This is a genomic window from Corynebacterium sp. KPL1824, from assembly GCF_000478095.1.
Lineage (GTDB): Bacteria > Actinomycetota > Actinomycetes > Mycobacteriales > Mycobacteriaceae > Corynebacterium > Corynebacterium accolens.
Genome location: NZ_KI515750.1, coordinates 38,227 through 61,020, shown reverse-complemented (window position 1 = coordinate 61,020; position 22,794 = coordinate 38,227). Strand labels below are relative to the sequence as shown.

Here is a 22,794-nt window from a genome sequence, read left to right as displayed (position 1 = left end):
AAAGATCAATTAAATGCCAAGCGCACACCCTCGTCAAGCGGTGCTTGCTTAACCTTCGAGTACAACTTTAGACTTTAAAAACCACATTGTCACCATTAGTCACACGCGTGTCATTAATTTTTTTCGTCTTCTTCCCCCGTGTGGAAATCGGATTCATCCATGCCAAGGCTGCGCATCATCTCTTCGAAATCGGCATCGGCCTGCGCGTTTCCAGATGCAGAAGTACTTTCCTCGGCAGAGGAGGCATCGCTATCTTCCCAGTCCTGCGTGGGGGTAGGAAGCTCGAGGTCGAAGTATTCCTTGATGTCGTCCTCGCTGGCGAAGACGGATACCTGCGCCAAGAGCGCAGATTCGGCAACGATGGGCACCTTAAAGTACTCGGCTACCGCCAAGGCATCGCTTACACGCGCATCAAAAACTTCACCTTGCGCAGACTGAATATCCACCATGAATGTGCCTTGATGGTGGTTGACAATCTCGATGGCCTCGACGCCACCTGCAGCCTCCAAGACCTCGCACAGAAGATCGTGGGTCGTGGGGCGGTTCGGGCGCTGGTCAGCAAAAACGGCGGCCAAGTGGATTCCGTCTACGGCTGAGAGCCAGACGGGAATGAGGCGATCTTCTTCGGGCCACCGCAGCAGTGCGCAGACATCGTCTTCTGGCCCAAGCTGGTGAATGCCGTGAAATTCAAGGGTTACATCACTCATAGCTACCACTCTCCCACACGGGAGGCAGCCATGGTGAGTTAGGCGTTAAATTCGTGGCGCAAATCCGTCTTTACCAAGGTGGCATGCAAGGAAACCACTAGCGCCGTCATCTGCTGGGATAGTTCTTCTGCCTGCTGGTGTGCGGTATCGGAATTCGAGTGCGCTACGGGGGCTGCGACTTGGGAGATTAAATCCGCCTGGCGGCGGGCGCTATTGCGCAGGGACTTCAGCTGGCTAGAGCTAAAGCCAAAAGCCTGCAGTGCAACTGCGGCAGAGGCAATGGCCACGTCATCGGTATTGAAAAATCCTGCGGCATCCGGCTTAATCAGCTTGTCCTTGATAAAAGAGGCAATATCCGCCTCGGATGCCCCCGCCTGCTCTGCTACCTCGGCATCGGTCAGGCGCGTTACCGCGGGTGCTTTGAACTGCTGCGGGGACAGCAAGGTCTCCGCATTGCCAGCAGAAACAATGGCGGTGACCTGGCCGGAATCCATTGCTTCCAGCTGCTCGCGAATGACCTTGAGCGGGGTGTAGTTATCCCGCTGTGTGGTCAAGATATAGCGCAGCCTATCCACGTCTTCCTGCGTGAACCGGCGGTAGCCGGAGGCAGTGCGCTGGGGAGAAATCAGCCCCTCTGATTCGAGGAAGCGGATTTTAGACACAGTGACATCAGGGAATTGCTGATTCAGCGTTTCTAAGACCACGCCAATGGACATGGTCTTAGCCTTCTTCGTGTTCGGGCTCTTGCGGCGAGCTGATGCCGCCGCGGATTCTGCTGCGCTCACTGTGTCTATCTCTTTAAAAGTGTCTCAGTAGTCGTTGGATATAAAAAGGAGACTAAACCGCTTTAACCAAGGACGGCAAAACGGTTTGTCTGCTGCAGTTTTAGTCCTGCTTGGTGATGAACACGAGGCGGAATTTACCGATTTGAATCTCATCTCCAACCTCGAGCGCCTGCGAATTGCGCGGCTCGCGGTTGACGTAGGTGCCGTTCAAGGATCCCACGTCTACAACCTCGAATTGGCCTTCATCATTCTTGCGGAATTCAGCGTGGCGGCGGGAAACGGTGACATCATCCAGGAAGATATCTGCCTCCGGGTGGCGCCCCGCCGTGGTGGTGTCCTGGTCAAGCAAGAAGCGGGCACCGGCGTTGGAGCCGCGCTTGACGACGAGCAACGCCTGGCCATCTTCCAAGTTTTCCGTACCTACCGCAGAGGTATCGGTTCCCTTGGTGCCATTTTCCATTTCCTTGAGCAGGTCAGCGCGGAATACAGAGGTGGTCTCCACCTGTGGTTCCGGGGTTCCGGTGTTCTCGCTCATTGTTACCTCCGGGGATTAGTTTTGAGTTACTTATACCAATAATAGCGACTCTTCCGAGTCTGTGATCTCTCAGTGGGCAATTATTTCACCGGAAAATGTTTCCGATGCCGCTCAACACGGAATTTCCCTGCCCCGCAAGGGGGTTATCAGAGACCATATAGGTCCACGTCGCGCTTGGACGGTTCAATCCTGAGTCTGCAAGGTGTGCCCCCTCAGAGTCAATAGGCACCTGTCTGAAGGTCTCTACTGACTGATCCACCGCCCGCTGCGCCAAGTCCTTAAACTCGCGCACCGCAATGCGGTGATATTCATCGATCGGGGTCTCGCGCGCGATGGCGCGCAGGTGAATGGATTCTCGCACATCATCCAGCAGCTCAAGGTGGTCGGCCCAGCCCATGTCCAAGTGATACAGCATGATCTCCCGCGCCGCCTGAACTCGCACTGCCTCCGGGAGATCCGCAAGCTCGCTCGCCCGCTCTGGGGCGCGCTCGGCTAGTTCCTGCCACGCCTGGTCTGTGTCCAATAGCGCTGCACGGCGCTTATCGATGATGATGCGCTGATCCGCCAAGAGCTGGTTATACTTCCAGGTCTGGGCGTGAATCTCTAGCAATTGGCCCTCTGTTACCCGCTGGCAATGGGCCACAAAGTCCTGCACCCGCTTGGATTCGATGAGCCCGCCAGGGCCAGGTTGCGCGCTGACCTTTTCCCCAGCTCCGCCTTGTTGCACCACGTCGTCTTCCAGCGAGACGAAAAATAGCGCCAAGCCTGGGTCTCCTTGGCGCCCTGCACGCCCGCGCAGCTGGTTATCAAGCCGCGCGGTGCGGTGCCTAGAAGTTCCGATCACAGCAAGGCCGCCGCGCTCGGCCACCTCATCGTGGTCCGTTTCATCTGCGCCACCGAGCTTGATGTCGGTGCCGCGGCCGGCCATTTGTGTGGAGACGGTTACCCGCCCCACATCGCCGGCTTCAGCAACAATCTGTGCTTCTTCGCGGTCATTTTTGGCGTTGAGCACATTGACTTCGATATCTCTATCGCGCAAGGCCTCAGCCAAATTTTCTGATTCCGCCACGTCTTGGGTTCCCACAAGCACTGGTTGACCAGCATCGTGCAGGCGGGCAATTTCTTCGACGATGGCCGCCGACTTCTCCCCTATGGTGGCAAAAATACGGTCCTGCTCATCGAAGCGCCGCAAGGGCTTGTTCCGATCGATGACGGAGACGTGCAGGTCATAAAACTGCCGCAGCTGGTCGGTGGCTTCTACCGCAGTGCCTGTCATTCCGCAGACCAGCGGGTACCGGCGCATGAGTTCTTGCAGGGTAATCGTATCGAGGATGCGACCGCCCTCTGAGACTTCCAGGCCCTCTTTGGCCTCTACCGCCGCCTGCAGCCCGTCGGGCCAGCGTTGTAGATCGGCGACGCGGCCACGGGAGGCATCGATTAGCTGCAGCTTGCCATCCACCACGATGTAATGAATATCGCGAATCAACAGCGCCTTTGCGTGCAGCGCCAAGTTGACCTTCACGAGGACGGTGCCGATATTGTCCTCGGAATAAAGAGAATCGATGCCGAGCTCGCGCTCCACGCGTGCGGAACCGACATCGGTAAGCTGCACCGTGCGCCCATCATCCGAGATAACGTACTCGTGGTTCTCCCGCAGTCGGGAGACCACATTGGTAATTTGCCCCGTGGGCGCCTCACCTGGGCGATTTCCGGCGAGCACCAGCGGCACGAGGGCCTCGTCCACCAAGACAGAATCGGCCTCGTCTACCAAGGCGACATCGCCAGGAGCTTGCACTGTCTGTGCGCGTTCGGTGATCTGATTATCGCGCAACAGGTCAAACCCCAGTTCATTTACGGGGGCGTAAATAATATTTCGCGCATAGGCAACGCGGCGCTCATCCGCGCTCATGCCTTCCGTCACGGAAGCTACCTGCAGGCCAAAAAATTCCCCGACAGGTCGCATCCACTCGGCATCGCGGCTGGCTAGATAGTCATTGACCGTCACGACGTGGACCCGCTTTCCGGTCAGCGCGAAACCCGTTGCTGCCATCGCGCCAACGAGCGTTTTGCCCTCACCGGTAGCCATTTGAATGACATCACCGGTAAGCAGGCGCAATACAGCCTGCGATTGCACGGTAAACGGGTGTAAGCCCAGCGTGCGTTCGCATGCTACGGCTAATGCGCCGAGGAATTGCGCCTTGTCTGCGACCTCGCCGCCGCGCACCGCATCGCGGGCGGCTTGAGCCACGGCAGCATCGTCGCTCTGTGCGAGTTTCTCCGCGGCGGAGCGAGCTTCATCCACGATGGCCTTGGATTTCTTATCGTTTCGCTCGCTTTGCGAGCCCATCGCTTTCCAGAACCAATCGAATGCTCCCACGACAATTCCTCCTTTAGGGGCTGGCTGCCTACGACTCTAGTCAACCTCATCTGGCTTGGAACTTATGGGGCCGTTATTGTAGGTGCCATGCAATCCGTCAATGTTAAGCTGCCGTCCAGCCGAGGAACCGAGATGGCAGGAACCATCGACTTTCCTGATGCTCCCCCTCTCGCCTTCGCCGTCTTCGCGCATTGCTTTGCCGGCTCGCGCCATACCCCTGGCGCGGCCCGCACCTCGAAGCAATTAACGGAATTCGGTATCGCAACCTTGCGCTTTGATTTTCCAGGTTTGGGGCAATCAGAAGGCGAGTTCGCGGACACCACGTTTAACCAGAATGTCGACGATATCCGCGCCGCCGCGGACTGGCTAGAAGAACACTATTCCGCACCACAGATGCTCATTGGTCACTCCTTGGGCGGCGCAGCGGTGCTCAAGGCCGCCACGGCAATGAAAAAGATTCGCGCCGTGGCCACCATCGGCGCCCCCTTCGATCCCGCGCACTCCGTGCTGCACTACGCGGATAAGATCGGCGAGGTAGACGCTAATGGTGAGGTCGAGGTCGTCTTGGGCGGCAGGGCCCTGACCATTTCGCGCAAATTCCTGGAGGATCTGGCAGAAACCAATCCGGAAGAATACCTACCGCGGTTGCGCAAGCCCCTCTTGTCCCTGCATTCCCCCATCGACCAAACGGTGGGCATCGACAATGCGCAAAATATCTTCCGCATGACCCGCTACCCCAAGTCCCTCGTCTCGTTGGATAAGGCCGATCACCTGCTCACCAAGCAGGGGACGGCTGCCCGCGCCGCTGATCTCATCGGTGCCTGGTCGCGGCAGTTTATCGTCCCCGACTATGAACCCGAGGAAGTGGGCACCGACGCTGCCGTTGCCCGTCCCGCTACCGGCACCAAGTTCGGCGTCGTGGTCCGCCACAATGATCACTCCGTGACCGCGGATCGCACCAAAAAGGAAGGCGGCAAGGGTAAGGGCTTTACCGCAACCGGACTGCTCATGTCTGCCCTTGCATCTGCTTCCACCCAGGCCATCAAGGAGGTCGGCAAGAAGCTTGCGCTTGACGATGTTCACGTGACCATCACCCAAACCGGTACCACCTCCTTCGAGCGCCGCATCGAACTAAAAGGCTCCTTGAGCGCTGCCGATGTCGATGCACTACGTGCGGCCGCACGCGATACTGATGTCGAGCGCATGGCCGTCGGCGCCACCATCACCGATGTCGTGGACGCCAACTAATGGTGGCCCTCAACCCCATCGCCGGTTCCCGCCGCTGCCCCTGCACGAGCGGGCTGAGCTTTGGCGAATGCTGCGGTAAGTACCATGCCGGTGCCAAAGCTCCCACCGCCGAGGCCTTGATGCGTTCGCGGTTTAGCGCCTTCGTCAGCGGCGATGAGGACTACCTCCTGCGCACCTGGGATCCGGTGACTCGGCCGGGCTCATTGGACTTGGCTGACTCCCCCATCAGGTTCTACCGCCTCGATATCCTCGATACCGAGCGAGGTGGTCTTGTAGACGATGAAGGCATCGTGGAATTTGAGGCCTTCTACAAGGGCGAGGCAGTGGGCTCCCAGCGGGAGCGATCGTCTTTCCGGCGCCTTAATGGCGCTTGGGTCTATTCCACCGGCGAGCTTTAATGCAGGTCACGGCCTAGATTTCACTGTGGAATTATCCTGATGTAATCTAGGTCAGTCGCAACAAATAATGCGACGCCGGGCTATGGCGCAGTTTGGTAGCGCACTACACTGGGGGTGTAGGGGTCGCAGGTTCAAATCCTGTTAGCCCGACAAATTATCCCACGGCCACGGATTCATTTCCGCCGTCGTGGGATTTCTGCATTCCTCGCCTACACCGCAAATAGGATGGCGATGCCCAGCAGGATAAGCACCGTGGGAAATAACACGCTCTCCCACTTCTCTAGCGCTTCTGCTACGGCTGGCCGTGTGGCCACGAACTTCGCGGCCGCTACAAGGCCTGCGACCAAAACGAGGAATACGATGCAGTACACCGCGATGTCTGCGGGCGAAGACGTGGTAAATACCGGCAGGTACACTCCGATATTATCGCCGCCATTGGCAAAGGTGACCCCGGCTACCGCAGCGACGCTGAGCTTCTTTCCAGAAACGTCATCATCGTCTTCCCCGCGAAAGGCCTCCCAAGCCGCCCAAAGGCCAATGGCCAGGGGAATAAGCCCGAAAAAGCGTATCCAGTCCTCCGGAAGAATGGCGCTAAGTCCCAAGCCAAGTGCCACAGAGACCGCGAGGATCCCTAAAAATCCCAGGTATTGGCCCAAAAGGATGGCCTTGGTCGTGCTCTTCCTGCCCGCGCCACGGGCAAAGAACAGCGAGAGAACAACGATATCGTCGATATTGGTGACGATGAATAAGACGATTGCGGATGCGAGAGTAGTAAGCACCCAGCTAGCTTAACGCATCCACCGATGACAATTGTCATGGAAACCTAGTGACACAGTTCCTGCTATTACGAACACAAGCCTGGTTAAGTGCAAAACATGAAAACGACACGCACCCCAAGCTCAATTTCCTCACCAGCGATTAAAGTACGCGACGTAGAAAAAGTCTTCGCAGCAAATTCCTCGCATTCAGTGCGAGCACTTAATGACGTATCAGTCTCCATCGCCCCCGGGGAAATCGTAGCGTTGCTAGGTACCAACGGCGCTGGAAAGTCCACACTCATTGACCTCATCTTGGGGCTTACCGAACCATCTTCCGGCACTGTCACAGTCCTAGGCAAAAGCCCCCAGGAAGCGATCAACAACGCACAGCTAGCAGCGGTGCTTCAATCCGGAGGTCTTCTCCCTGACCTCACCGTAAGCGATACTTTAAAAATGATTTCCGCTACCTTTGCCCAGCCCCTAGACATTGGCGAGGTTGCACATCACACCAACTTAGAACCGATATTGTCTCGACGGGTAGGCAAGTGCTCCGGCGGCGAGCAACAACGTCTTCGATTCGCGCTGGCGCTCCTAGGTGACCCGCAGATTCTCATCCTTGACGAGCCGACTGCCGGTATGGATCCAGGCGCTCGCCGGGACTTTTGGGCGTCTATGCAGCACCAGGCTGAGCTCGGGCGCACCATCTTCTTCGCGACTCACTATCTCGAAGAAGCAGACAATTTTGCTGAAAGGATAGTGCTTTTGCACAAAGGGGAAGTTGTGGCCGATGACAAGGTAATTGACATACGTAGCCGTGGCGGGGTCCGAAGAATTACGGCCCAATTTGACGGCAGTATTCCTCCAGTCAGTTCGCTACCGGACGTAACTGATGTCACCCGCACTGGAGATCACCTTCAAATGACTACCTCAGATTCGGATTCGCTGGCCCGCCATCTTCTTAACCACACAGGCGCCTATGACCTCACCATTAGAGCTCATAGTCTGGAAAATACTTTCCTCGCGCTCACCGATGAGCACAGCTAACCCAATTCTCCTCCCGCTAGCCCCCAAACGAAAGATTCCAACCATGTCTAATAGTTCCACCGCGCCTGGGTTTAGTAACACAATGCGTTTTGCTGGGTACAATTTCCTCCGGCTACGCCGCAACCTCGCCCCGCTATTTTTCACCACCATTTTGCCGGTATTTTTCTATTTACTTTTCGGCACACTAATGGACTTTGGCAACCTTCCCATTCACAACGGTAACTTTGCAGCTCTCCAAATGATCAGCATGGCCCTGTACGGCGGCGTCGCCGGTGCGGTGGGAGCCGCTGCTGCTTCAGTCACTGATGCTCGATCCGGTTGGAGACGCCAACTAGCGCTTACTCCGCTGCGCCCTCACCAGATCTTCTGGGCGAATATCACCTCCATAGCATTGCAAGCTCTGCTCCCCATTGCAGCAGTGTTTCTCACTGGTGCATTAACTAAAGCTGACATGGAGCCCCACCAATGGGTTCTGTCCTTTCTTGCGTGCGTTGTTGTCTCTATTCCCTTTGGCTTATATGGGATGATATGGGCACTTGCTTTACCGACGGATAACTCCGTGGCCATTGCTTCTTCCTCTATTGTCCTCCTGCTGTTCGCCGCCAATGTCTTTATCCCCCTATCTTCCTCACTTATGGCGTTTGCCCGCTTTACACCCCTTTTTGGCCCAGTAGTGCTGGCTCAATGGCCGTTGGCAGAAGGGATGCAACTGCTCAATGATGCCGATGGCACGGTTAACCATTCCTTGTGGAGCGCGGGACTAAACTTCGCCGTATGGACCGCAATTTTCGTCGGAGCCTGCGCAATGCTGCTCCACCGCGACAAATCACGAATGTAATGGATTCATTCCATTCGCCCTTCAAGGGATTCGCTACAAATAATGCGGTGTTTGCTAGCGTTTGGCTTATATTTCTGCTCTTCGGCTTAATTCTCAGTTTCGCTCAGCCTGGTGTGGACGCTACGCAGCGCCTAGGTTCCACTGCCTGTGTTATCGCTTTCAGCGCCCTATATTTCTTCAGCTTTGGTTCAGTGACTTACTACCCGCGGGGCTGGAACTTACGTTATCGCTTGGCCGCTCGGTGGTCTGCCTTAGCGCTCATAGCACTTATCTCCATACCCTTCTTCGGAGTTTATGCTACGACGTTTGTGCCCTATCTAGCTGCTTTCCTCGGGTTTCAATTACCGTTGCGTCGGGCATTATTATGGGTACTTCTTACCGGACTCGTAGTCACAGGTGCCTTATGGAGCGTCGATTCGCAGGACCTCTTAGGGACATTCATTGTGATATTCGGCTGGCCAATTTTGCTGGTGTTGCTAGGCACAATGTCTCAAAGAGAAGACTCGCGCACGGATTTAGAGCATCAACTCGATCTCGCTCGCCAACGTGAAGACATTGCCACAGACGTCCATGATTTGCTCGGTCACTCGCTTACCGTCATCAATTTAAAATCTGAGTTGGCACAGCGGCTAGTAGACGTAGATCCAACTCGAGCTCGAAACGAGCTTCAAGAAATAAGTGACCTTTCCCGTAAGAGTTTGGCAGAAGTCCGCTCCACAGTTACCCGGATGCGTATGCCGACCTTCGAAGGAGAAGTTCAGGCAGCACGACGAGCATTCGATACTACAGGGATTCAAGCGCATCTTCCTGCCAACGTCCAAGCCGTAGGACTTTATGACGCCGCCTTTTCCTGGGCATTACGTGAGCTCACCACTAACGTTATTCGCCACTCAGGAGCACAGAACTGCTGGGTTAGCATAACCCAAAATAAGCTCCAAGTCGTAGACGACGGTTGCGGCTTCGATCCGAAAAAGCAGTACCAAAGTGGCGGGCTACACGGGCTGCACAAGCGAATGAAGGACAGCGGCGGAAAGTTGATTATTATGAGGAAGGACGACCGCACCGTAGCGCTGATTACTATGAATGGTGATACTGAGTTACTACCCTTAGACAGTGAAGTGGAGTCCGATGGCTGATACATCTCCACCCATCCGCATCCTCATCGCGGAGGATCAATCATTGGTTCGCGGTGCCCTTGTCGCTCTCCTAGCTACCGAACCAGATATCGAGGTAGTTGCTCAATGCGCAACGGGCAACGAGGTTGCAGGGCTCGTTGCCAAGCACAATGTGGAGGTAGCTCTACTCGATATTGAGATGCCTGGAAAGAGCGGTCTAGACGTAGCTGAAGAGCTCTCCGGCGGTCCATGCAAATGCCTCATCGTTACTACTTTTGGCCGTGGCGGCTATGTAAAACGTGCTATTGATGCTGACATCGCTGGATTCATAGTCAAAGACACTCCCCCAGAACAACTCGCGGAGGCAATTCGCCGAGTAAAGGCTGGGCTGCGGGTGATCGATCCTGCCTTAGCACGAGAAAGTCTTTTTACCCCGGACAACCCGCTCACACCCCGGGAACGAGAAATCGCGCGGCTTTTATTATCTGGGGTGACTTCCTCAGAACTGGCGCGCAAAGTGCATCTTAGTCCAGGCAGTGTACGCAATGTCGTGTCCAGTATCATGACAAAAACCGATGCAAATAATCGCTATGAGGCTGCGACGAAAGCCCAAACTCAGGGTTGGATTTAAAAAGCGCATTTTTCACCAGTCCAATCGGACCGCGTATTCCAGAAAAATCGGCCATAGACATAGGCTTAAGCCCCGCTCCTGTCTGGAACGGGGCTTAAGCGATATTTAATTAGAAACTAGGGCGAGAACTACTTGTTCTCGTCGTCACCGTCGTCATTGGTGCCGAGCTTGTCATCAATGGCATCGCGGGCCTTGTCCACCTGGTCTGCCTTGTCCTCGCCCAGCTTGTCCTTGGCAAAGTCCTCGGCCTTGTCCAGGCCCTCCTTGGTAACTTCCTCGCCCTTTTCGGAGTTCAGTGCTTCCTTTGCCTTGTCAAAGATACCCATTGCTAATCCTTTCGCTGTTTACTTCATCTAACCATTGCCCTAACCGGCAACACTGCCCACGATAACGACACTGCCCGTGCTTCGCCACCAAAGCTAGCCAGAGGCCCTAAAGTGATAGCGTTAATGAGACCAATGACCAGCTCGCACGGAAAAGGCAACAAATGACCCACACTAGCCCTAGTGCAGATGGCAATGCCGGAGAATTCTTTGGGCTGGTATGGCCTGGCAAGCAAGCCGCGCGCGCGGCGGCGGAGGCTCCCCTATCTTCCGAGTTCGAGCTCGATGCTGCGTTAAGCACCTCTCCTACCTCGCCCAATAGCATCCACCTGGCCGATAACCTGCCGGTTCTACAGCACTGGGTTACCTCTGGCGAAACCTTTGACGTCATCTACATCGACCCGCCGTATAACACCGGCCGAGACTTTGTCTACCGCGATAATTACCGCGCGCGGCGCGAGGTAAATTCCGGCAGCTATGCCCAGTGGCACGCCGAATGGCTGTCCATGATGCTCCCGCGGCTCATCTTGGCGCGGCGCGTTTTGGCGGAGAACGGCTTTATATTCGTCTCCATTGGAGAGGACGAGGCTGCTAATACCCGCAAGGTCTTGGACGAGGTCTTTGGTGAGGGCTGCTATGCCGGGCAATTCATTTGGAAAAAGGCCGGCACTGGGAAAAACGATTCCAAGTATGCGGTGGTCGAACACGAATACATCCTCTGCTATGCCAAGAACCCGGATAACCCTGGATTTAACCTGGATGCAGAGGGCTACACCAGCACCAAATATAACCACGAGGATGAACGCGGCAAATACTCCTTGGTGCGCCTAGATTCTAAGACTCTGGGGTATCTCCCGTCGCTAGATTTTCCCATTTCCTCGCCCGATGGCACGCAACACTGGCCGGATCAGCCGGCCGGGCACAGCCATGTGGCGCGCTGGCGGTGGGGCAAGGATATGGTGGAAAAACGCTACGATGAACTGGTATTTCGGCGCGGATTTGTCTACACCAAGAACTATCAAAAAACCGGAGCACGGCCGCGATCCATCCTTGATGGGCAAAGGTTTGGCGTAACGCGCACCGGACGCCGCGACGCAGAGGACGTGATGGGCGTGGAGGGAATCTTTGAGTTTCCTAAGCCAGTGCGCCTTATCAAGCACCTCATCGCCATTGGCGGCGGGCCCGATGCCCGTGTGCTCGACTTTTTCGCAGGCTCAGGCACCACGGCGCAGGCGGTCATCGAACTCAACCGAGAAGATAAGGGCGGGCGCAGTTTTCATTTGGTGCAAATTCCAGAGCCTACCGCCCCGGACAGTTCGGCGCACCGAGCAGGCTTTCTCAGCGTGGCGGATATTTGCGTAGAGCGCGTGCGATCCGTGCCTGGATCCTCTTTCCGGGCCTACCGCGCAAACTAGGTTTCGCGGGTGCCGTCGGGCCTGCCCGGAATACCGAAGAAGTCCAAGACTCGGTCAGTGGCGAAGAACTTTCCTACTTCATTATTTTTGTCTCCAAGACCACCCGGCCACACGTGGGAGCCGCCGCCGATTCGGATATGCTCCAGCGGTGCAGAGCATCCCCGCCAATGCATGTCGAGGGCATTATTAACCAAGCGGTTGGTGTCTACCTTCTCCGAGCATTCATTGCGCTTGCGGTCCTGCTCTAGGACGGATTCGACCGAGAAATATTTGGTCTTGTGCCGGGTTCCGCCATAATAGCCCACGACAGGGTCATCGGTGCCGTGCATATCGAGGCGCCCTACGGGTTCATGGGCGCAATCTTTCAGAATATCTTCGTAATATGCAGCGGAAATGGTCGCGACCGAGTGGAAGATGCCGGGCATCTGGCAGGCCAGGTAGGCAGCAAAACCGCCGCCATTGGACATGCCGGTGGCATAAAGCCGGGAATCATCGACGTTATAGGTCGCGCGGAGGGAATCGAGGATATCGAGCACGAATTTCTTGTCCTCGCTCCCGCTCGTTTCCGCATATGGGGCTGGACTCCACGCCTTTTTCTTGCCCGTGGGAAAGACGGTAATGGCTTGTGCCGCATCGAGGCGGGAATAGCCGCGCAGGTTTTCCGCTGACTGCCCCCACCCGTGAAATGCCATGACCACTGGCCACTGTTTTTGGGACGTGTACTTTTCCGGCACGCTGAGGATAAATGAGCGCCCGGACGGCAGATTGATCGTCGTATGCGATCCCGGTTCTGGGCCACTAAGCGGCGCAGAGGTAGGAATCCCGAGCTGCGAGGCAGCCGAACCGTGCGATTGCGTGCTTTCGCTGCGTGCCGCCGAGCCTGATTCTTCCTCGTTATTTGCGCATGACACGCCCAGCGCCGCCACGCAGCACAAGACTGCGGTGCTCAACGCAGCGCGCACCGGCCTCCGTCTCATGATGTTCGTCCCTTCTGCCAAGCGGCCCATAATTGTTTATAACGGCCCCCATAATTTAGCAGTTCTGCATGGCTCCCCTGTTCTACCACCCGGCCATTGTCCATGACCACGATGGCATCGGCGCGCGAAGCCTGATCCAGGCGGTGCGCAACTACCAAGGCGGTCCGACCCTCCATCACAGTCTCTGCGGCGTCCTCTAAGGATTCAGCGCCCACCGAGCCTGCTTCCGCCGTGGCTTCGTCCAAGATAATAATGCGGGGATCCAGCAGCACGATTCGGGCAAGTGCCAATTGCTGCGCAGCCACCGGGTCCAACGGCATGCCTTGCGCGCCCACGATGGTATCGAGGCCCGCTTCCAGATCGAAAAACCAGTCAGCCTGCACTTGGCGTAGGGTCTGCACCATTTCCTCATCGGTGGCCTGTGGCGCTGCGAGTGCAAGATCCTCGCGCAAACTCCCAGAAAAGACGTGCACCTCCTGGGAGACGAGGGCGAGGCGCTGGATACGCTCGGCATCGGAAAGCAGGGCAACCTCGACGCCATCGACAAGCACGGTGCCTTCATCTGGGACCCGCAAGCCCGCGAGCAACGCAGCCACGGTGGATTTTCCTGCCCCAGACGCCCCGACGAGGGCAACCGTTTCACCAGGCTTAATCGCAAGGTTGAGCCCCTCGACGGCCCATGAACTATCGCCATAGCGAAAGGAAATATTCCGCATATCCACGCTGCCATCGCCCCTCGGCGCACCGCTATCCGGCACCGGCGCGGGCGGATCGATAACCACGCCCACGATGCGCGCTAACGAGGCATACCCTGATTGCACCGTATCGAGCACACGCATCAGCCCCATCAGCGGCCCGCGCAGGCGAATGAGCAATAACATCGCCGCGGTGACCGCGCCGACTGTAAGCGCATTGGCCTGCACCACCCAGAAGCTTACCGCCAAACCGCTGCCCAATAAGACCAGCTCAATGCCGGTGAGGTGGGCCTGGAGCACCATCATCGTCCGGCGCGCGTTATACCCCTCTTCCACCACACGCGTTGAAGCCGCGCCGATCCGATCGTGCATCGTATTTTCCATGCGGAACGCGCGCACCGTGTCCCTGCCGTGGATCGCCTCCAAAAGCCGGCGGGCGCGGTCCGCCATGGCGGCGCGCTCAGCGGCATACCGGTCAGGGGCGCGCCGCAGGTAATACCGGCCGGCTAAGAAATACAGCGGGGTCACGGCCAGGATGACCACGAGGTATTGCCAGTCCACCGTAAGCAGCGCCACTGCCGTTGAGGCAATGGCAAAAATGGACTTCGCCAGCACGGGGACCGTCTCTGTAACCGCGGCGGAAAGCTCCGCCACGTCATCGGTAGAGCGCGATACCAAGTCCCCGGTTCCGGCGTCCTCGACGCGGTGCGTGGGAAGGCCGAGTGCCGTAGAGACCATATCCTCGCGCAGAGACGCGATGACGCGCTCGGTCAGCTGGGACAGAACATAGAACCCCGCCGCCGATAATGCGGCAGACGCGCCCGCGACCCCGATGAGCAGGACTCCGAGGAGGGCGATGCTGGCGCCCGTCGTAACGGCATCAACAATTTTGCCAAGCAGGATCGGGATGGTGACATTGGCCGCTGCTCCGGCGATCAAAAACACCACGGCGATAAGGGCGCGGCGACGCGCGTTCGGGATAACTGCTAGTTGCTGCGCCACAACCTCGCGCACCTGTGACCACGTAGCGGTGGGAAAACGCATTAGGACTCCACCCCCACGGCATGCCACGCAGGCGCCGACGTATAGACGATGGTGGGTTTGTCCTTCCGGTAGTCCGCAACGCGATGAGCTACGTCTTGCTCGGTAACTGAATCGACCGCGGTGGTGGGATCAGAGAGAATAAGCACCTCTGGATCCGCGGCGATAGCGCGGGCAAGAGCAACCCTTTGCTGTTGGCCGCCGGATAGGTTGTTTCCGTGCTCGCCCACCTCGCGGTCCACACCACCGGGGATATCCTCGCCCGCGGCCACCTCTAGAGCCCGCGCGGCTATGCCTGCATCCGGATGAATATTGTCCTGCACGGTTCCGGTAAAGAGCATGACCTCGTGTGGCACGACGATGAATTTCTCCCGGGGCAGCTCCCGCAGTTCTTCCGGAGCATGTCCATCGATGGCGGTCACCCCTGGCCGCAGCGCAGGAACCTGTGGTGCGGCGTCCTCGGGAAGTCCAGGAGCGTCCAGCAGGCCCACGATTCGCTGCGCACTCGCCTGCGCCGCGGCCCACCGGGAGGCAATATTCCTTCCCAGCATGGTCATCGGGGTAATGATGAATTGGGTAAGGCCAATGATCATAATGAGCTCACCAATGCTCATCTGCCCATCCAGCGCCAGGTAGCCGGCGGCAACCGCGACGGCGATGACATAAATCGAGCCCAGCGCCTCCGTAGAAGCATTCAATCCTGCCTGCGCCGCATTGGCTTCAACGGTTCGCTCGTAGGCGGCATCGGAATCACCCGCATAACGCTTACGCACGGTACCTATCGCACCGATCCCTTTAATAATGCGCAGGCCATGGACAATATCCGTCGCCGTCGCGCTCGCCCGGCCCAATGCTTCTTGCCGGATACCAGAACGCTTGCGCAAGGGACCAGCCGAGCGCAGCGATCCCCACACCACGATGGGGCCGCCGCATAAAATGGCCACTCCTAGCGGCACATTCACCCGGCTGGTCATCACCGCGACATAAATGATCGACGTAATCTCCGCCACCGGAAATACCGTCATCATCACGGCATTCTGCACACGGGTTGCATCGGTCGAGGCAATGGCCAATAACTCCCCTGGCGTGCGTTTCGGCCCGCCCATCCCTTTGGGATCCATAATCCGATCCGTAATGGCCATGCGCACGTCGTGGCCAATAACGAGCATGCTGCGCGCATTGAGCCCGCGGCCACACCACCCGGTAATGGCATTAACCGCGAAAGCCAGGATCAGGAGTGCAAGCCACCACCACAGTCGCGCTATCGATCCTTCCACCACCGCTTCATCGATGGCATAGCCCACGATGACCGGCGTTGTGCCGTTGAGCACGAAGGAGATAGCCATGCACACGGCCGCTGGGATGGTCATCCCAGGCCGGGAGAAGACAGTCTTCAGCAACCACCGCCGATCTGATGGTTCTGGAAGTGTTGCCATAACAAGCCATTCTAATTCCCGGTAGGTTAGATAGCCTATGTCGACTCGCCACCCCAACCCCCAGCACTTCCCCAGCTACCGAAATCCCTCTGCGAAGCAGAAGCCTACCTTCAGCACCGATCCCCAGCGCACCCAGGCAGCGCGCGCCTTCCACCACGGTGCACATACCTATCAGGATGTCCGCCCCCATTACCCGCCCGAGGTTGCTGAGCTCATCGCCGGAGCCCACCGCGTTGCCGATATCGGCGCCGGCACCGGCAAACTTACCGAGTCCCTCACCAATCCCTGCGTGCTCGCGGTTGAGCCATCTCCAGATATGGCCCGCGTGCTCCACCGCCGCCTAGACGTTCCCATCATCCGAGCCACGGCCGAGCACACCGCGCTTGCCGATGCCTCCCTCAACGCCGCCTGCCTCGCCCAAACCTGGCACTGGGTCGACGTTGCCGCCGCTTCCGCCGAGCTGGACCGCATCCTCGCGCCGGGCGGGCGCGTCCTTTTAGTGTGGAATACCCTCGACGTACACGCGGATCCCTGGATCCTTCGGTTAAGCCGCATCATGCACTCCGGCGACGTGCATAAGCCAGGCTTCTATCCCGAATACAAAGCACCCTGGACCTTAGACCGCGAGGTCCGTCTAAGCTGGACCCACGAGCTTACCCCAGAACAGCTCCACCAACTCATGCACACCCGTTCCTACTGGCTCAGAAATAACGAGGCCATCCACGAGCGCATGACCCACAACTTGAACTGGTACCTCTACGAACACATGGGCTTTTCCGCCGGCCAAAAACTGCACATCCCGTACCGCACGGATGCTTTCGTGCTGGTACGGGAGTCGAAGTCTCGCGACTGATTACAGGAGAACCTGGGCCAAGAGGGAGCCGACCACACAGGAGGTAAATACGGAGATCGCTCCGGGGATAAGGAACGAGTGGTTGATGACGTATTTGCCAATTCGCGTCGTACCCGTGCGATCGAAGCCGATGCAGGCCAAGTCGGAAGGATACGTGGGCAAGATGAAGTAACCATAAGCCGCACCGTAGAAACCAACGATGACAGCCGGGTCAATGCCCAATTGCAAGCCAATGGGAGCAATTGCTACCAGTGCAGCAGCCTGCGAATTTACCAATTTGGATACAATTACCAACACGACGGCGTAGGTCCAAGGGGCCGCCTCAACGACAGAGCCCAAGTTCGTCTCCAGTGCATCGATGTGGGATTGGAAGAACGTATCTGCCATCCACGCAACACCAAAGACGGAAAATACAGCTGTCATGCCGGCCTTGAATACTGGCGTAGATGCAATCTTTTTAGTATCTACCTTGCAGCTAAGAAGGATGATGGCACCGGCGACGAGCATGACCATCTGGATGACTAGGTTCATGGATACAGGGCTCAGCTCGCCGTCATCACCAGGAACCAGTGGGCGCAGGAACTCGAAGGCGCCGAGGAGGACCACGCAGGCAATAGCGACAAGGAAAACGACTACTGAACGCTTAGCCTCGCGGGAAAATTCCTTACCGATGAGCGAATCGGCGCTCTCATTGATGCTGGCGGCAAACTCTGGGTCTTTCATCCGTTCTTGGAAAGCCGGATCCTTGTCCAGGTCCTTGCCGCGACGCAGCGACCATAACGCGGCGAGAAGAACACCGCACAAGGACGCGGGTAGCGCCACCGTAAGAATCTGCGGAATCGAATAAGCCTTGTCGATAGCTCCAGCATTTTCCGCAAGGATCGACGCAAGAGAAACGGTAGCCACAGACACCGGTGAAGCGGTAATACCCATCTGCGCCGAGGTCGAGGCCACTGCCATAGGACGCTCAGGACGGATTCCCTTTTTGAGCGCGATGTCTTCAATGATCGGAAACATGGTGTAGACCACGTGGCCAGTGCCGCACAGTACGGTAAGGAACCAAGTAGTCAGTGGTGCCAAAATGGTGATGCGCTCTGGATGAGCACGCAAGAACTTCTCCGCATGCTGCATCATCACTTCCAAACCTTGTGCTTGTTGCAGTGTGGCTGCACAGCCGATAACGGCAATGATCGTAAGCATGACCGACACGGGGGGCTCGCCCGGTGCCAAGCCAAATACGAAGACCATCAGCATCAAGCCGATGCCAGAAATTAATCCTAGGCCGATCCCGCCATAGCGGGTGCCCAAAAGCAAAGCACTTAAAATGATTATGACTTGAAGCACGATAGCCAGGACTGAATCCGGGGCAATCACATTCGCTAACATGTCATGCCTTTCAAACAGAAAGTAAATGGTTGACAAGTTTTATCCTATCGGCGCCATAATGCTTTCACCGAAGCGAAAAGGAGAGCGAAGTGTCACACCATTGTTGGTGACACTTTTGCTCTCCTAAGTGGTAAAATACCGGGTTAACCGGCAAAATTATGTAGTTTTGAGGCCCCCTGATGCCTCTACAGTAAGCTCCGGCTTTGCTGGCGAGACAAGCTCAACTACACCTCACGTGCCAACCCCGAAAGATGTTGTGCACTATTAGTTGTCGATTCCTCAGGCCTAGTCCTTCCCGGACTTTAATTCGACCTTGTACTGTAAGTGATTTTTCACTGCGGGCCACTCATGCCGCAGCACGCTATACACGCAGGTATCTCTGACTAACCCGTTATCGAGTATCTGGTGGCCACGAAGGATTCCATCAAGATGTGCCCCTAGGGATTCCAACGCGCGGCGGCTTTCGCGGTTAAAGGAGTTGGTGGTGAAGAACACGGATAAGCAATCAAGCTGCTCAAATGCATGGCCCATGAGGGCCAGTTTGCAGTCTGCATTAACCGCAGTATTCTGCGCTGATTGCCTGTACCAGGTGTATCCGATTTGTGAGCGCCTATTACCCAGATCAAAGGCCTGATACCCAGTCATTCCCACTGTAGTGCCGGCTGAATCAAAGACCGTAAAAAGCTGCGCCCCGTGGGAGTCATACCAAGAAATGCGCTCTTCCACGGCTTTTTCCATCTCGCTCGGTGATGGAACCTTGGTGTACCACCGCTTCCATAACTCCCCGTCCTGTACCGCCTCAGCTAGTCCAGGAGTATGGTCCACGCTCAACGCCTTGAGAGTGACATGTTGCCCGCGCAAGATCTCGATTTTCTGTGACACCGTATTTACCTTCTTGCTTTCTGGGCCTAAGCCAATGATCTGATGTCTTTCAAGCTTAGCTGCCAATGACACCGAGCGTAATGAGATAGATAAAAACGAGCGAAGCCCCACGGTTGTGAAGGCTTCGCTCGTTTTCGCAGTGAACTCTTATTTCCGCTTTTTACCTCGGCGTTCGCGCACGCGCACGGCAATGCGGATTGGAGTGCCGTGGAAACCAAAGCGCTCGCGGAACTTGCGCTCAAGGTAGCGCCGGTAGGATGCGTCGAGGAATCCAGTGGTAAAGAGAACAATCGTCGGCGGCTGGGTCGATGCTTGCGTAGCAAAGAGCACGCGCGGCAAACGATTATTCTTCATCGGCGGCGGGTTGGCAGCAATCGCCTCACGCATCCAGTTATTGAGCTGGCCGGTGGACACGCGCTGATCCCAGCTTTCTAGGGCCTCAATCATGGCAGGCTCCAGCTTTTGCAAGGCGCGGCCGGTCTCAGCCGAAATATTAACGCGGGTTACCCACGGCAAGTGCCGCAGCTGCTCGTCAATCTCGCGGTCGAGGTAATAGCGGCGGTCCTCGTCCATAAGGTCCCACTTATTGAACGCGATGACCAGCGCTTTGCCGGATTCCAGCACCATATTGAGCACGCGCTGGTCCTGCTCGGAGATCTCCTCGGAGGCATCGATAAGCATGATGCATACCTCGGCCGCATCGATCACGCCACGGGTGCGCAAGGACGCATAATACTCGTGGCCCTGCGCGTTCTTGACCTTCTTGCGCAGGCCCGCGGTATCAATAAACTTCCACAACTGCTCATCTAACTGCACCAGCGAGTCCACGGGATCCACCGTGGTGCCGGCGACATTATCTACCACCGAGCGCTCCTCGCTGGTGAGCTTATTGAGCAACGAGGACTTGCCCACATTAGGCCTGCCGACGAGCGCGACGCGGCGAGGGCCCGATGTAATCGAAGTCTCGCGCGGTTCTTCGGGGAAGCTGCGCAGGATCTCATCCAGCACGTCCGCGCCACCGCGCCCGTGCTGTGCAGACACCGGCCACGGGTCCCCGAGGCCCAAGGCGTAAAACTGCGCCATATCCGCATACTGGTTATCGGAATCGAACTTATTCGATACCACGATCACCGGAACCGGTGATTTTTGCAGGCGGCGCGCCATAACCTCATCGGTTTCGGTAATGCCCACTTTGGTGTCTACCACCATCACGATGACATCGGCGGTATCCATCGCCATTTCTGCCTGGCGGGCGATATCGGCGTGCATGCCTTTAACGTTGGGATCCCAACCGCCGGTATCCTGCACGATAAAGCGCTGCCCATTCCAGTCCGCCACATAGGAGACGCGGTCACGGGTAACGCCAGGGTGGTCTTCTACGACGGCCTCGCGGCGGCCGAGGAAGCGATTAACCAGCGAAGACTTGCCCACGTTCGGCCTGCCCACAATAGCGACGGTGCACAGGGCTTCTTCGGTGGCATCGGCGAAGCCCAGCGATTGCGAGAGCTGCTCCCACTCGTCCTCACTGAGAGGCTGCTCTAGGTCTTCGTCATCCCCGTAATCGGCCTCGCCGAATTCTGACTCATCAAAGTCGTAGTCGAATTCTTCGGCATCAAAATCGTCCGTAGCCCACCCCGGCGAGGTCTCTACCGTTTCCTCGTCGAACTTACCCGCAGGGTAATGGAACTGCGTGACTTCTTCCTCTGGGGACTCAAAATCTTTATTGCTCATGAGCGGGACTCCTTAACCACGTTGATAAGAGCCTGCACGACATCCTCCGGGCTCATGTCAGAGGTATCGACAATAGTGGCGTCGTCGGCTGGGCGAAGCGGCGAGGTGGCGCGGGAAGAATCCGCGGCGTCGCGGCGCTGCACATCTGCCAGTACCGATTTAAAATCGGAGGCGATGCCGGCCTTTTCGTTTTGATCGTGCCGGCGCTGCGCGCGAACTTCCGCGGAAGCCGTCATAAAGGCCTTCGCCGGGGCATCGGCTAGCACCACGGTGCCGATATCGCGGCCCTCTACAATGGCGCGGTGGGCGCGTTGCGCAAGCGTGCGCTGCAATGCCACCAAGTTCTCGCGCACCTCTGGGATGGCAGATACTGCGGAGACGTTCTGGGTGACCTCGTCTTCCCGGATAACGCGGGAGACATCGGCGCCATCGAAAAGCACCTGCGTGGAATCGGGATCATCGGAAACCTCCAAGGGCAGGTTGGCCGTCGCGGAAATCACCGCCTGCTTGTCCGCGGGATCCACGCCTTGGCGCAATACCGCAAGGGTTGCCACGCGGTACATGGCGCCGGTATCGATGTACTTTGCATCCAATTGCTTGGCTAGGGTCCGGCATGTCGTGGACTTCCCCGTTCCGGAGGGCCCATCGACCGCGAGGATCAGGCCTTCATTAGGCATATTCGAAATCATTACATCCCCACCGCCTTGTACAAGCTCGTCAACTCGTTGGAATTTAGCGCGCGCAGCCCACCGGGCTTCATATCGCCCAATTGGACCGTGTGCAGCTTGGTGCGCACCAGGCGCTGCACGGGGTAGCCGGCTTCCTTCAGCAGGCGGCGCACGATGTGCTTGCGCCCTTCGTGCAGCTCGACTCGGACCAAAGAGAATCCCTGATTCTTGTCCACTACCTGCACAAAATCGGCCTTGGCTAGGCCATCTTCTAGCTCGATGCCCTCTTTAAGCTGGCGCACAAGCTTATTATCGGCCTCGCCCAATACCGTGGCCAGGTAGGTTTTCTTCACCTCATATTTGGGGTGCATCAGGCGGTTGGCCAATTCCCCATCGTTGGTGAGGATGAGCAGGCCTTCCGTATCCGCATCCAAGCGGCCGACGTGGAATAGGCGCTGGCCCGAGGCAACCTTTTCAGACACTACGTCACCCACGCAGGGGCGACCGAGATCATCTGACATCGTCGACTGCATTCCGCGGGGTTTATTGAGGATGAAATATTCTTGGTCCTCGTTGACGTTGACGCGAACACCGTCGACACGGATGACGTCCACGGCTGGGTTGACCTTCACGCCCTGCTTGAGGATGACATTGCCGTTTACTTCAACGCGGCCGGCATCAATGAGGATTTCCGCGTGGCGGCGGGATGCGACGCCCGCCTTGGCCAAGACCTTCTGCAGGCGCTCACCTTTGGGCTTATCGTCATCGACCAGCCAGTCAGCGCCCAAATCGCGCGCCACCGATTCAGCGGTGGCCTTCTGCTTTTTCTTGGAAACGTGTTGATTACGAGCCGGCTTGGCATTGGAGACAACGATATCGCTGTCTCGCTGCTTCTTATCCGGTGTGCCGTCACGGCGAGCGGGAGGAGTCACTTAAGTGTCCTTTTCTCTC

Annotated in this window: 22 protein-coding genes and 1 tRNA gene; 9 read left to right on the top strand and 14 right to left on the bottom strand. The window is 57.2% G+C overall.

All coding sequences use genetic code 11. The annotated features are described in order from the left end of the window. Window positions 1–113: 113 nt before the first annotated feature. The 4 genes from HMPREF1267_RS06590 to secA2 form a co-directional block, all read right to left on the bottom strand. The gene (locus HMPREF1267_RS06590) at window positions 114–707 is read right to left on the bottom strand and encodes a bifunctional nuclease family protein (protein ID WP_023028794.1); all 594 of its coding nucleotides are present in this window, start codon (window positions 705–707) and stop codon (window positions 114–116) included. Between the two features lie 38 nt (window positions 708–745). Then, window positions 746–1,492, bottom strand: a complete 747-nt coding sequence (locus tag HMPREF1267_RS06585) for a MerR family transcriptional regulator (protein ID WP_023017530.1) — start codon at window positions 1,490–1,492, stop codon at window positions 746–748. Window positions 1,493–1,592: 100 nt separating this feature from the next. Further along, window positions 1,593–2,027, bottom strand: a complete 435-nt coding sequence (odhI, locus tag HMPREF1267_RS06580; protein ID WP_023017531.1) for an oxoglutarate dehydrogenase inhibitor Odhl — start codon at window positions 2,025–2,027, stop codon at window positions 1,593–1,595. 85 nt (window positions 2,028–2,112) lie between these two features. Continuing rightward, window positions 2,113–4,404, bottom strand: a complete 2,292-nt coding sequence (gene secA2 / locus HMPREF1267_RS06575; RefSeq protein WP_023028793.1) for an accessory Sec system translocase SecA2 — start codon at window positions 4,402–4,404, stop codon at window positions 2,113–2,115. Window positions 4,405–4,491: 87 nt separating this feature from the next. Between secA2 and HMPREF1267_RS06570 the strand changes: the two genes are divergently transcribed. The 3 genes from HMPREF1267_RS06570 (at window position 4,492) to HMPREF1267_RS06560 (ending at window position 6,200) form a co-directional block, all read left to right on the top strand. Continuing rightward, on the top strand, window positions 4,492–5,652 hold the full coding sequence (locus tag HMPREF1267_RS06570; RefSeq protein WP_023028792.1) for an alpha/beta fold hydrolase: 1,161 nt from the start codon (window positions 4,492–4,494) through the stop codon (window positions 5,650–5,652). Beyond that, complete coding sequence (locus HMPREF1267_RS06565; RefSeq protein WP_023017534.1) at window positions 5,652–6,050, top strand: YchJ family protein; 399 nt, start codon at window positions 5,652–5,654, stop codon at window positions 6,048–6,050. The genes HMPREF1267_RS06570 and HMPREF1267_RS06565 overlap by 1 nt, the downstream gene beginning before the upstream one ends. Before the next feature lie 76 nt (window positions 6,051–6,126). Then, window positions 6,127–6,200 (top strand) — tRNA-Pro (locus HMPREF1267_RS06560). Between the two features lie 59 nt (window positions 6,201–6,259). On the opposite strand, the gene HMPREF1267_RS06555 is transcribed toward HMPREF1267_RS06560, so the two are convergent. Then, window positions 6,260–6,829 carry a cadmium resistance transporter gene (locus HMPREF1267_RS06555; protein WP_023028791.1) on the bottom strand — a complete coding sequence of 190 codons (570 nt, stop codon included), beginning with the start codon at window positions 6,827–6,829 and terminating at the stop codon, window positions 6,260–6,262. Window positions 6,830–6,925: 96 nt separating this feature from the next. Here HMPREF1267_RS06555 and HMPREF1267_RS06550 point away from each other — a divergent pair, with 96 nt between their 5' ends. From HMPREF1267_RS06550 to HMPREF1267_RS06535, 4 genes are all read left to right on the top strand, one after another. Continuing rightward, a complete protein-coding gene (locus HMPREF1267_RS06550) occupies window positions 6,926–7,852 on the top strand; it encodes an ABC transporter ATP-binding protein (protein WP_023028790.1) in 927 nt (308 codons plus the stop codon). An 82-nt stretch (window positions 7,853–7,934) separates the two neighbouring features. Continuing rightward, window positions 7,935–8,690 carry an ABC transporter permease gene (locus HMPREF1267_RS06545; protein WP_084539259.1) on the top strand — a complete coding sequence of 252 codons (756 nt, stop codon included), beginning with the start codon at window positions 7,935–7,937 and terminating at the stop codon, window positions 8,688–8,690. Beyond that, window positions 8,690–9,826, top strand: coding sequence for a sensor histidine kinase (locus HMPREF1267_RS06540; protein WP_023028788.1), 1,137 nt, complete (start codon window positions 8,690–8,692; stop codon window positions 9,824–9,826). The genes HMPREF1267_RS06545 and HMPREF1267_RS06540 overlap by 1 nt, the downstream gene beginning before the upstream one ends. Further along, window positions 9,819–10,436, top strand: a complete 618-nt coding sequence (locus HMPREF1267_RS06535; RefSeq protein WP_005282866.1) for a response regulator transcription factor — start codon at window positions 9,819–9,821, stop codon at window positions 10,434–10,436. The genes HMPREF1267_RS06540 and HMPREF1267_RS06535 overlap by 8 nt, the downstream gene beginning before the upstream one ends. A 128-nt stretch (window positions 10,437–10,564) precedes the next feature. Here the strand turns inward: HMPREF1267_RS06535 and HMPREF1267_RS06530 are convergent, their stop codons facing one another. Then, window positions 10,565–10,762, bottom strand: coding sequence for an antitoxin (locus HMPREF1267_RS06530; protein ID WP_023028787.1), 198 nt, complete (start codon window positions 10,760–10,762; stop codon window positions 10,565–10,567). Window positions 10,763–10,923: 161 nt separating this feature from the next. Between HMPREF1267_RS06530 and HMPREF1267_RS06525 the strand changes: the two genes are divergently transcribed. Next, the gene (locus tag HMPREF1267_RS06525; protein ID WP_023028786.1) at window positions 10,924–12,174 is read left to right on the top strand and encodes a site-specific DNA-methyltransferase; all 1,251 of its coding nucleotides are present in this window, start codon (window positions 10,924–10,926) and stop codon (window positions 12,172–12,174) included. Here the strand turns inward: HMPREF1267_RS06525 and HMPREF1267_RS06520 are convergent. From HMPREF1267_RS06520 to HMPREF1267_RS06510, 3 genes are read right to left on the bottom strand one after another with little or no spacing between them, the layout of a single operon-like run. After that, the gene (locus tag HMPREF1267_RS06520) at window positions 12,171–13,151 is read right to left on the bottom strand and encodes a PHB depolymerase family esterase (protein WP_023017540.1); all 981 of its coding nucleotides are present in this window, start codon (window positions 13,149–13,151) and stop codon (window positions 12,171–12,173) included. The genes HMPREF1267_RS06525 and HMPREF1267_RS06520 overlap by 4 nt on opposite strands. Further along, the gene (locus tag HMPREF1267_RS06515) at window positions 13,148–14,890 is read right to left on the bottom strand and encodes an ABC transporter ATP-binding protein (protein WP_023028785.1); all 1,743 of its coding nucleotides are present in this window, start codon (window positions 14,888–14,890) and stop codon (window positions 13,148–13,150) included. The genes HMPREF1267_RS06520 and HMPREF1267_RS06515 overlap by 4 nt, the downstream gene beginning before the upstream one ends. Continuing rightward, window positions 14,890–16,323 carry an ABC transporter ATP-binding protein gene (locus tag HMPREF1267_RS06510; RefSeq protein WP_023028784.1) on the bottom strand — a complete coding sequence of 478 codons (1,434 nt, stop codon included), beginning with the start codon at window positions 16,321–16,323 and terminating at the stop codon, window positions 14,890–14,892. Before HMPREF1267_RS06510 ends, HMPREF1267_RS06515 begins: the two co-directional genes overlap by 1 nt. Before the next feature lie 37 nt (window positions 16,324–16,360). Here HMPREF1267_RS06510 and HMPREF1267_RS06505 point away from each other — a divergent pair, with 37 nt between their 5' ends. After that, window positions 16,361–17,176: a class I SAM-dependent methyltransferase gene (locus HMPREF1267_RS06505; RefSeq protein WP_023028783.1), complete on the top strand. Its 816-nt coding sequence runs from the start codon at window positions 16,361–16,363 to the stop codon at window positions 17,174–17,176. Here HMPREF1267_RS06505 and HMPREF1267_RS06500 read toward each other — a convergent pair whose 3' ends face one another. From HMPREF1267_RS06500 to HMPREF1267_RS06480, 5 genes are all read right to left on the bottom strand, one after another. Next, window positions 17,177–18,562 (bottom strand): anaerobic C4-dicarboxylate transporter, encoded by a 1,386-nt coding sequence (locus HMPREF1267_RS06500; RefSeq protein WP_005279282.1) that lies wholly within the window; start codon window positions 18,560–18,562, stop codon window positions 17,177–17,179. A gap of 285 nt (window positions 18,563–18,847) precedes the next feature. Further along, the gene (locus tag HMPREF1267_RS06495; protein ID WP_232018400.1) at window positions 18,848–19,516 is read right to left on the bottom strand and encodes a GNAT family N-acetyltransferase; all 669 of its coding nucleotides are present in this window, start codon (window positions 19,514–19,516) and stop codon (window positions 18,848–18,850) included. 75 nt (window positions 19,517–19,591) lie between these two features. Then, window positions 19,592–21,175, bottom strand: coding sequence for a ribosome biogenesis GTPase Der (gene der, locus HMPREF1267_RS06490; protein WP_023017545.1), 1,584 nt, complete (start codon window positions 21,173–21,175; stop codon window positions 19,592–19,594). Further along, on the bottom strand, window positions 21,172–21,864 hold the full coding sequence (gene cmk, locus HMPREF1267_RS06485) for a (d)CMP kinase (RefSeq protein ID WP_023028782.1): 693 nt from the start codon (window positions 21,862–21,864) through the stop codon (window positions 21,172–21,174). The genes der and cmk overlap by 4 nt, the downstream gene beginning before the upstream one ends. Then, a complete protein-coding gene (locus HMPREF1267_RS06480; RefSeq protein WP_005279286.1) occupies window positions 21,864–22,775 on the bottom strand; it encodes a pseudouridine synthase in 912 nt (303 codons plus the stop codon). The genes cmk and HMPREF1267_RS06480 overlap by 1 nt, the downstream gene beginning before the upstream one ends. Window positions 22,776–22,794: the final 19 nt, after the last annotated feature.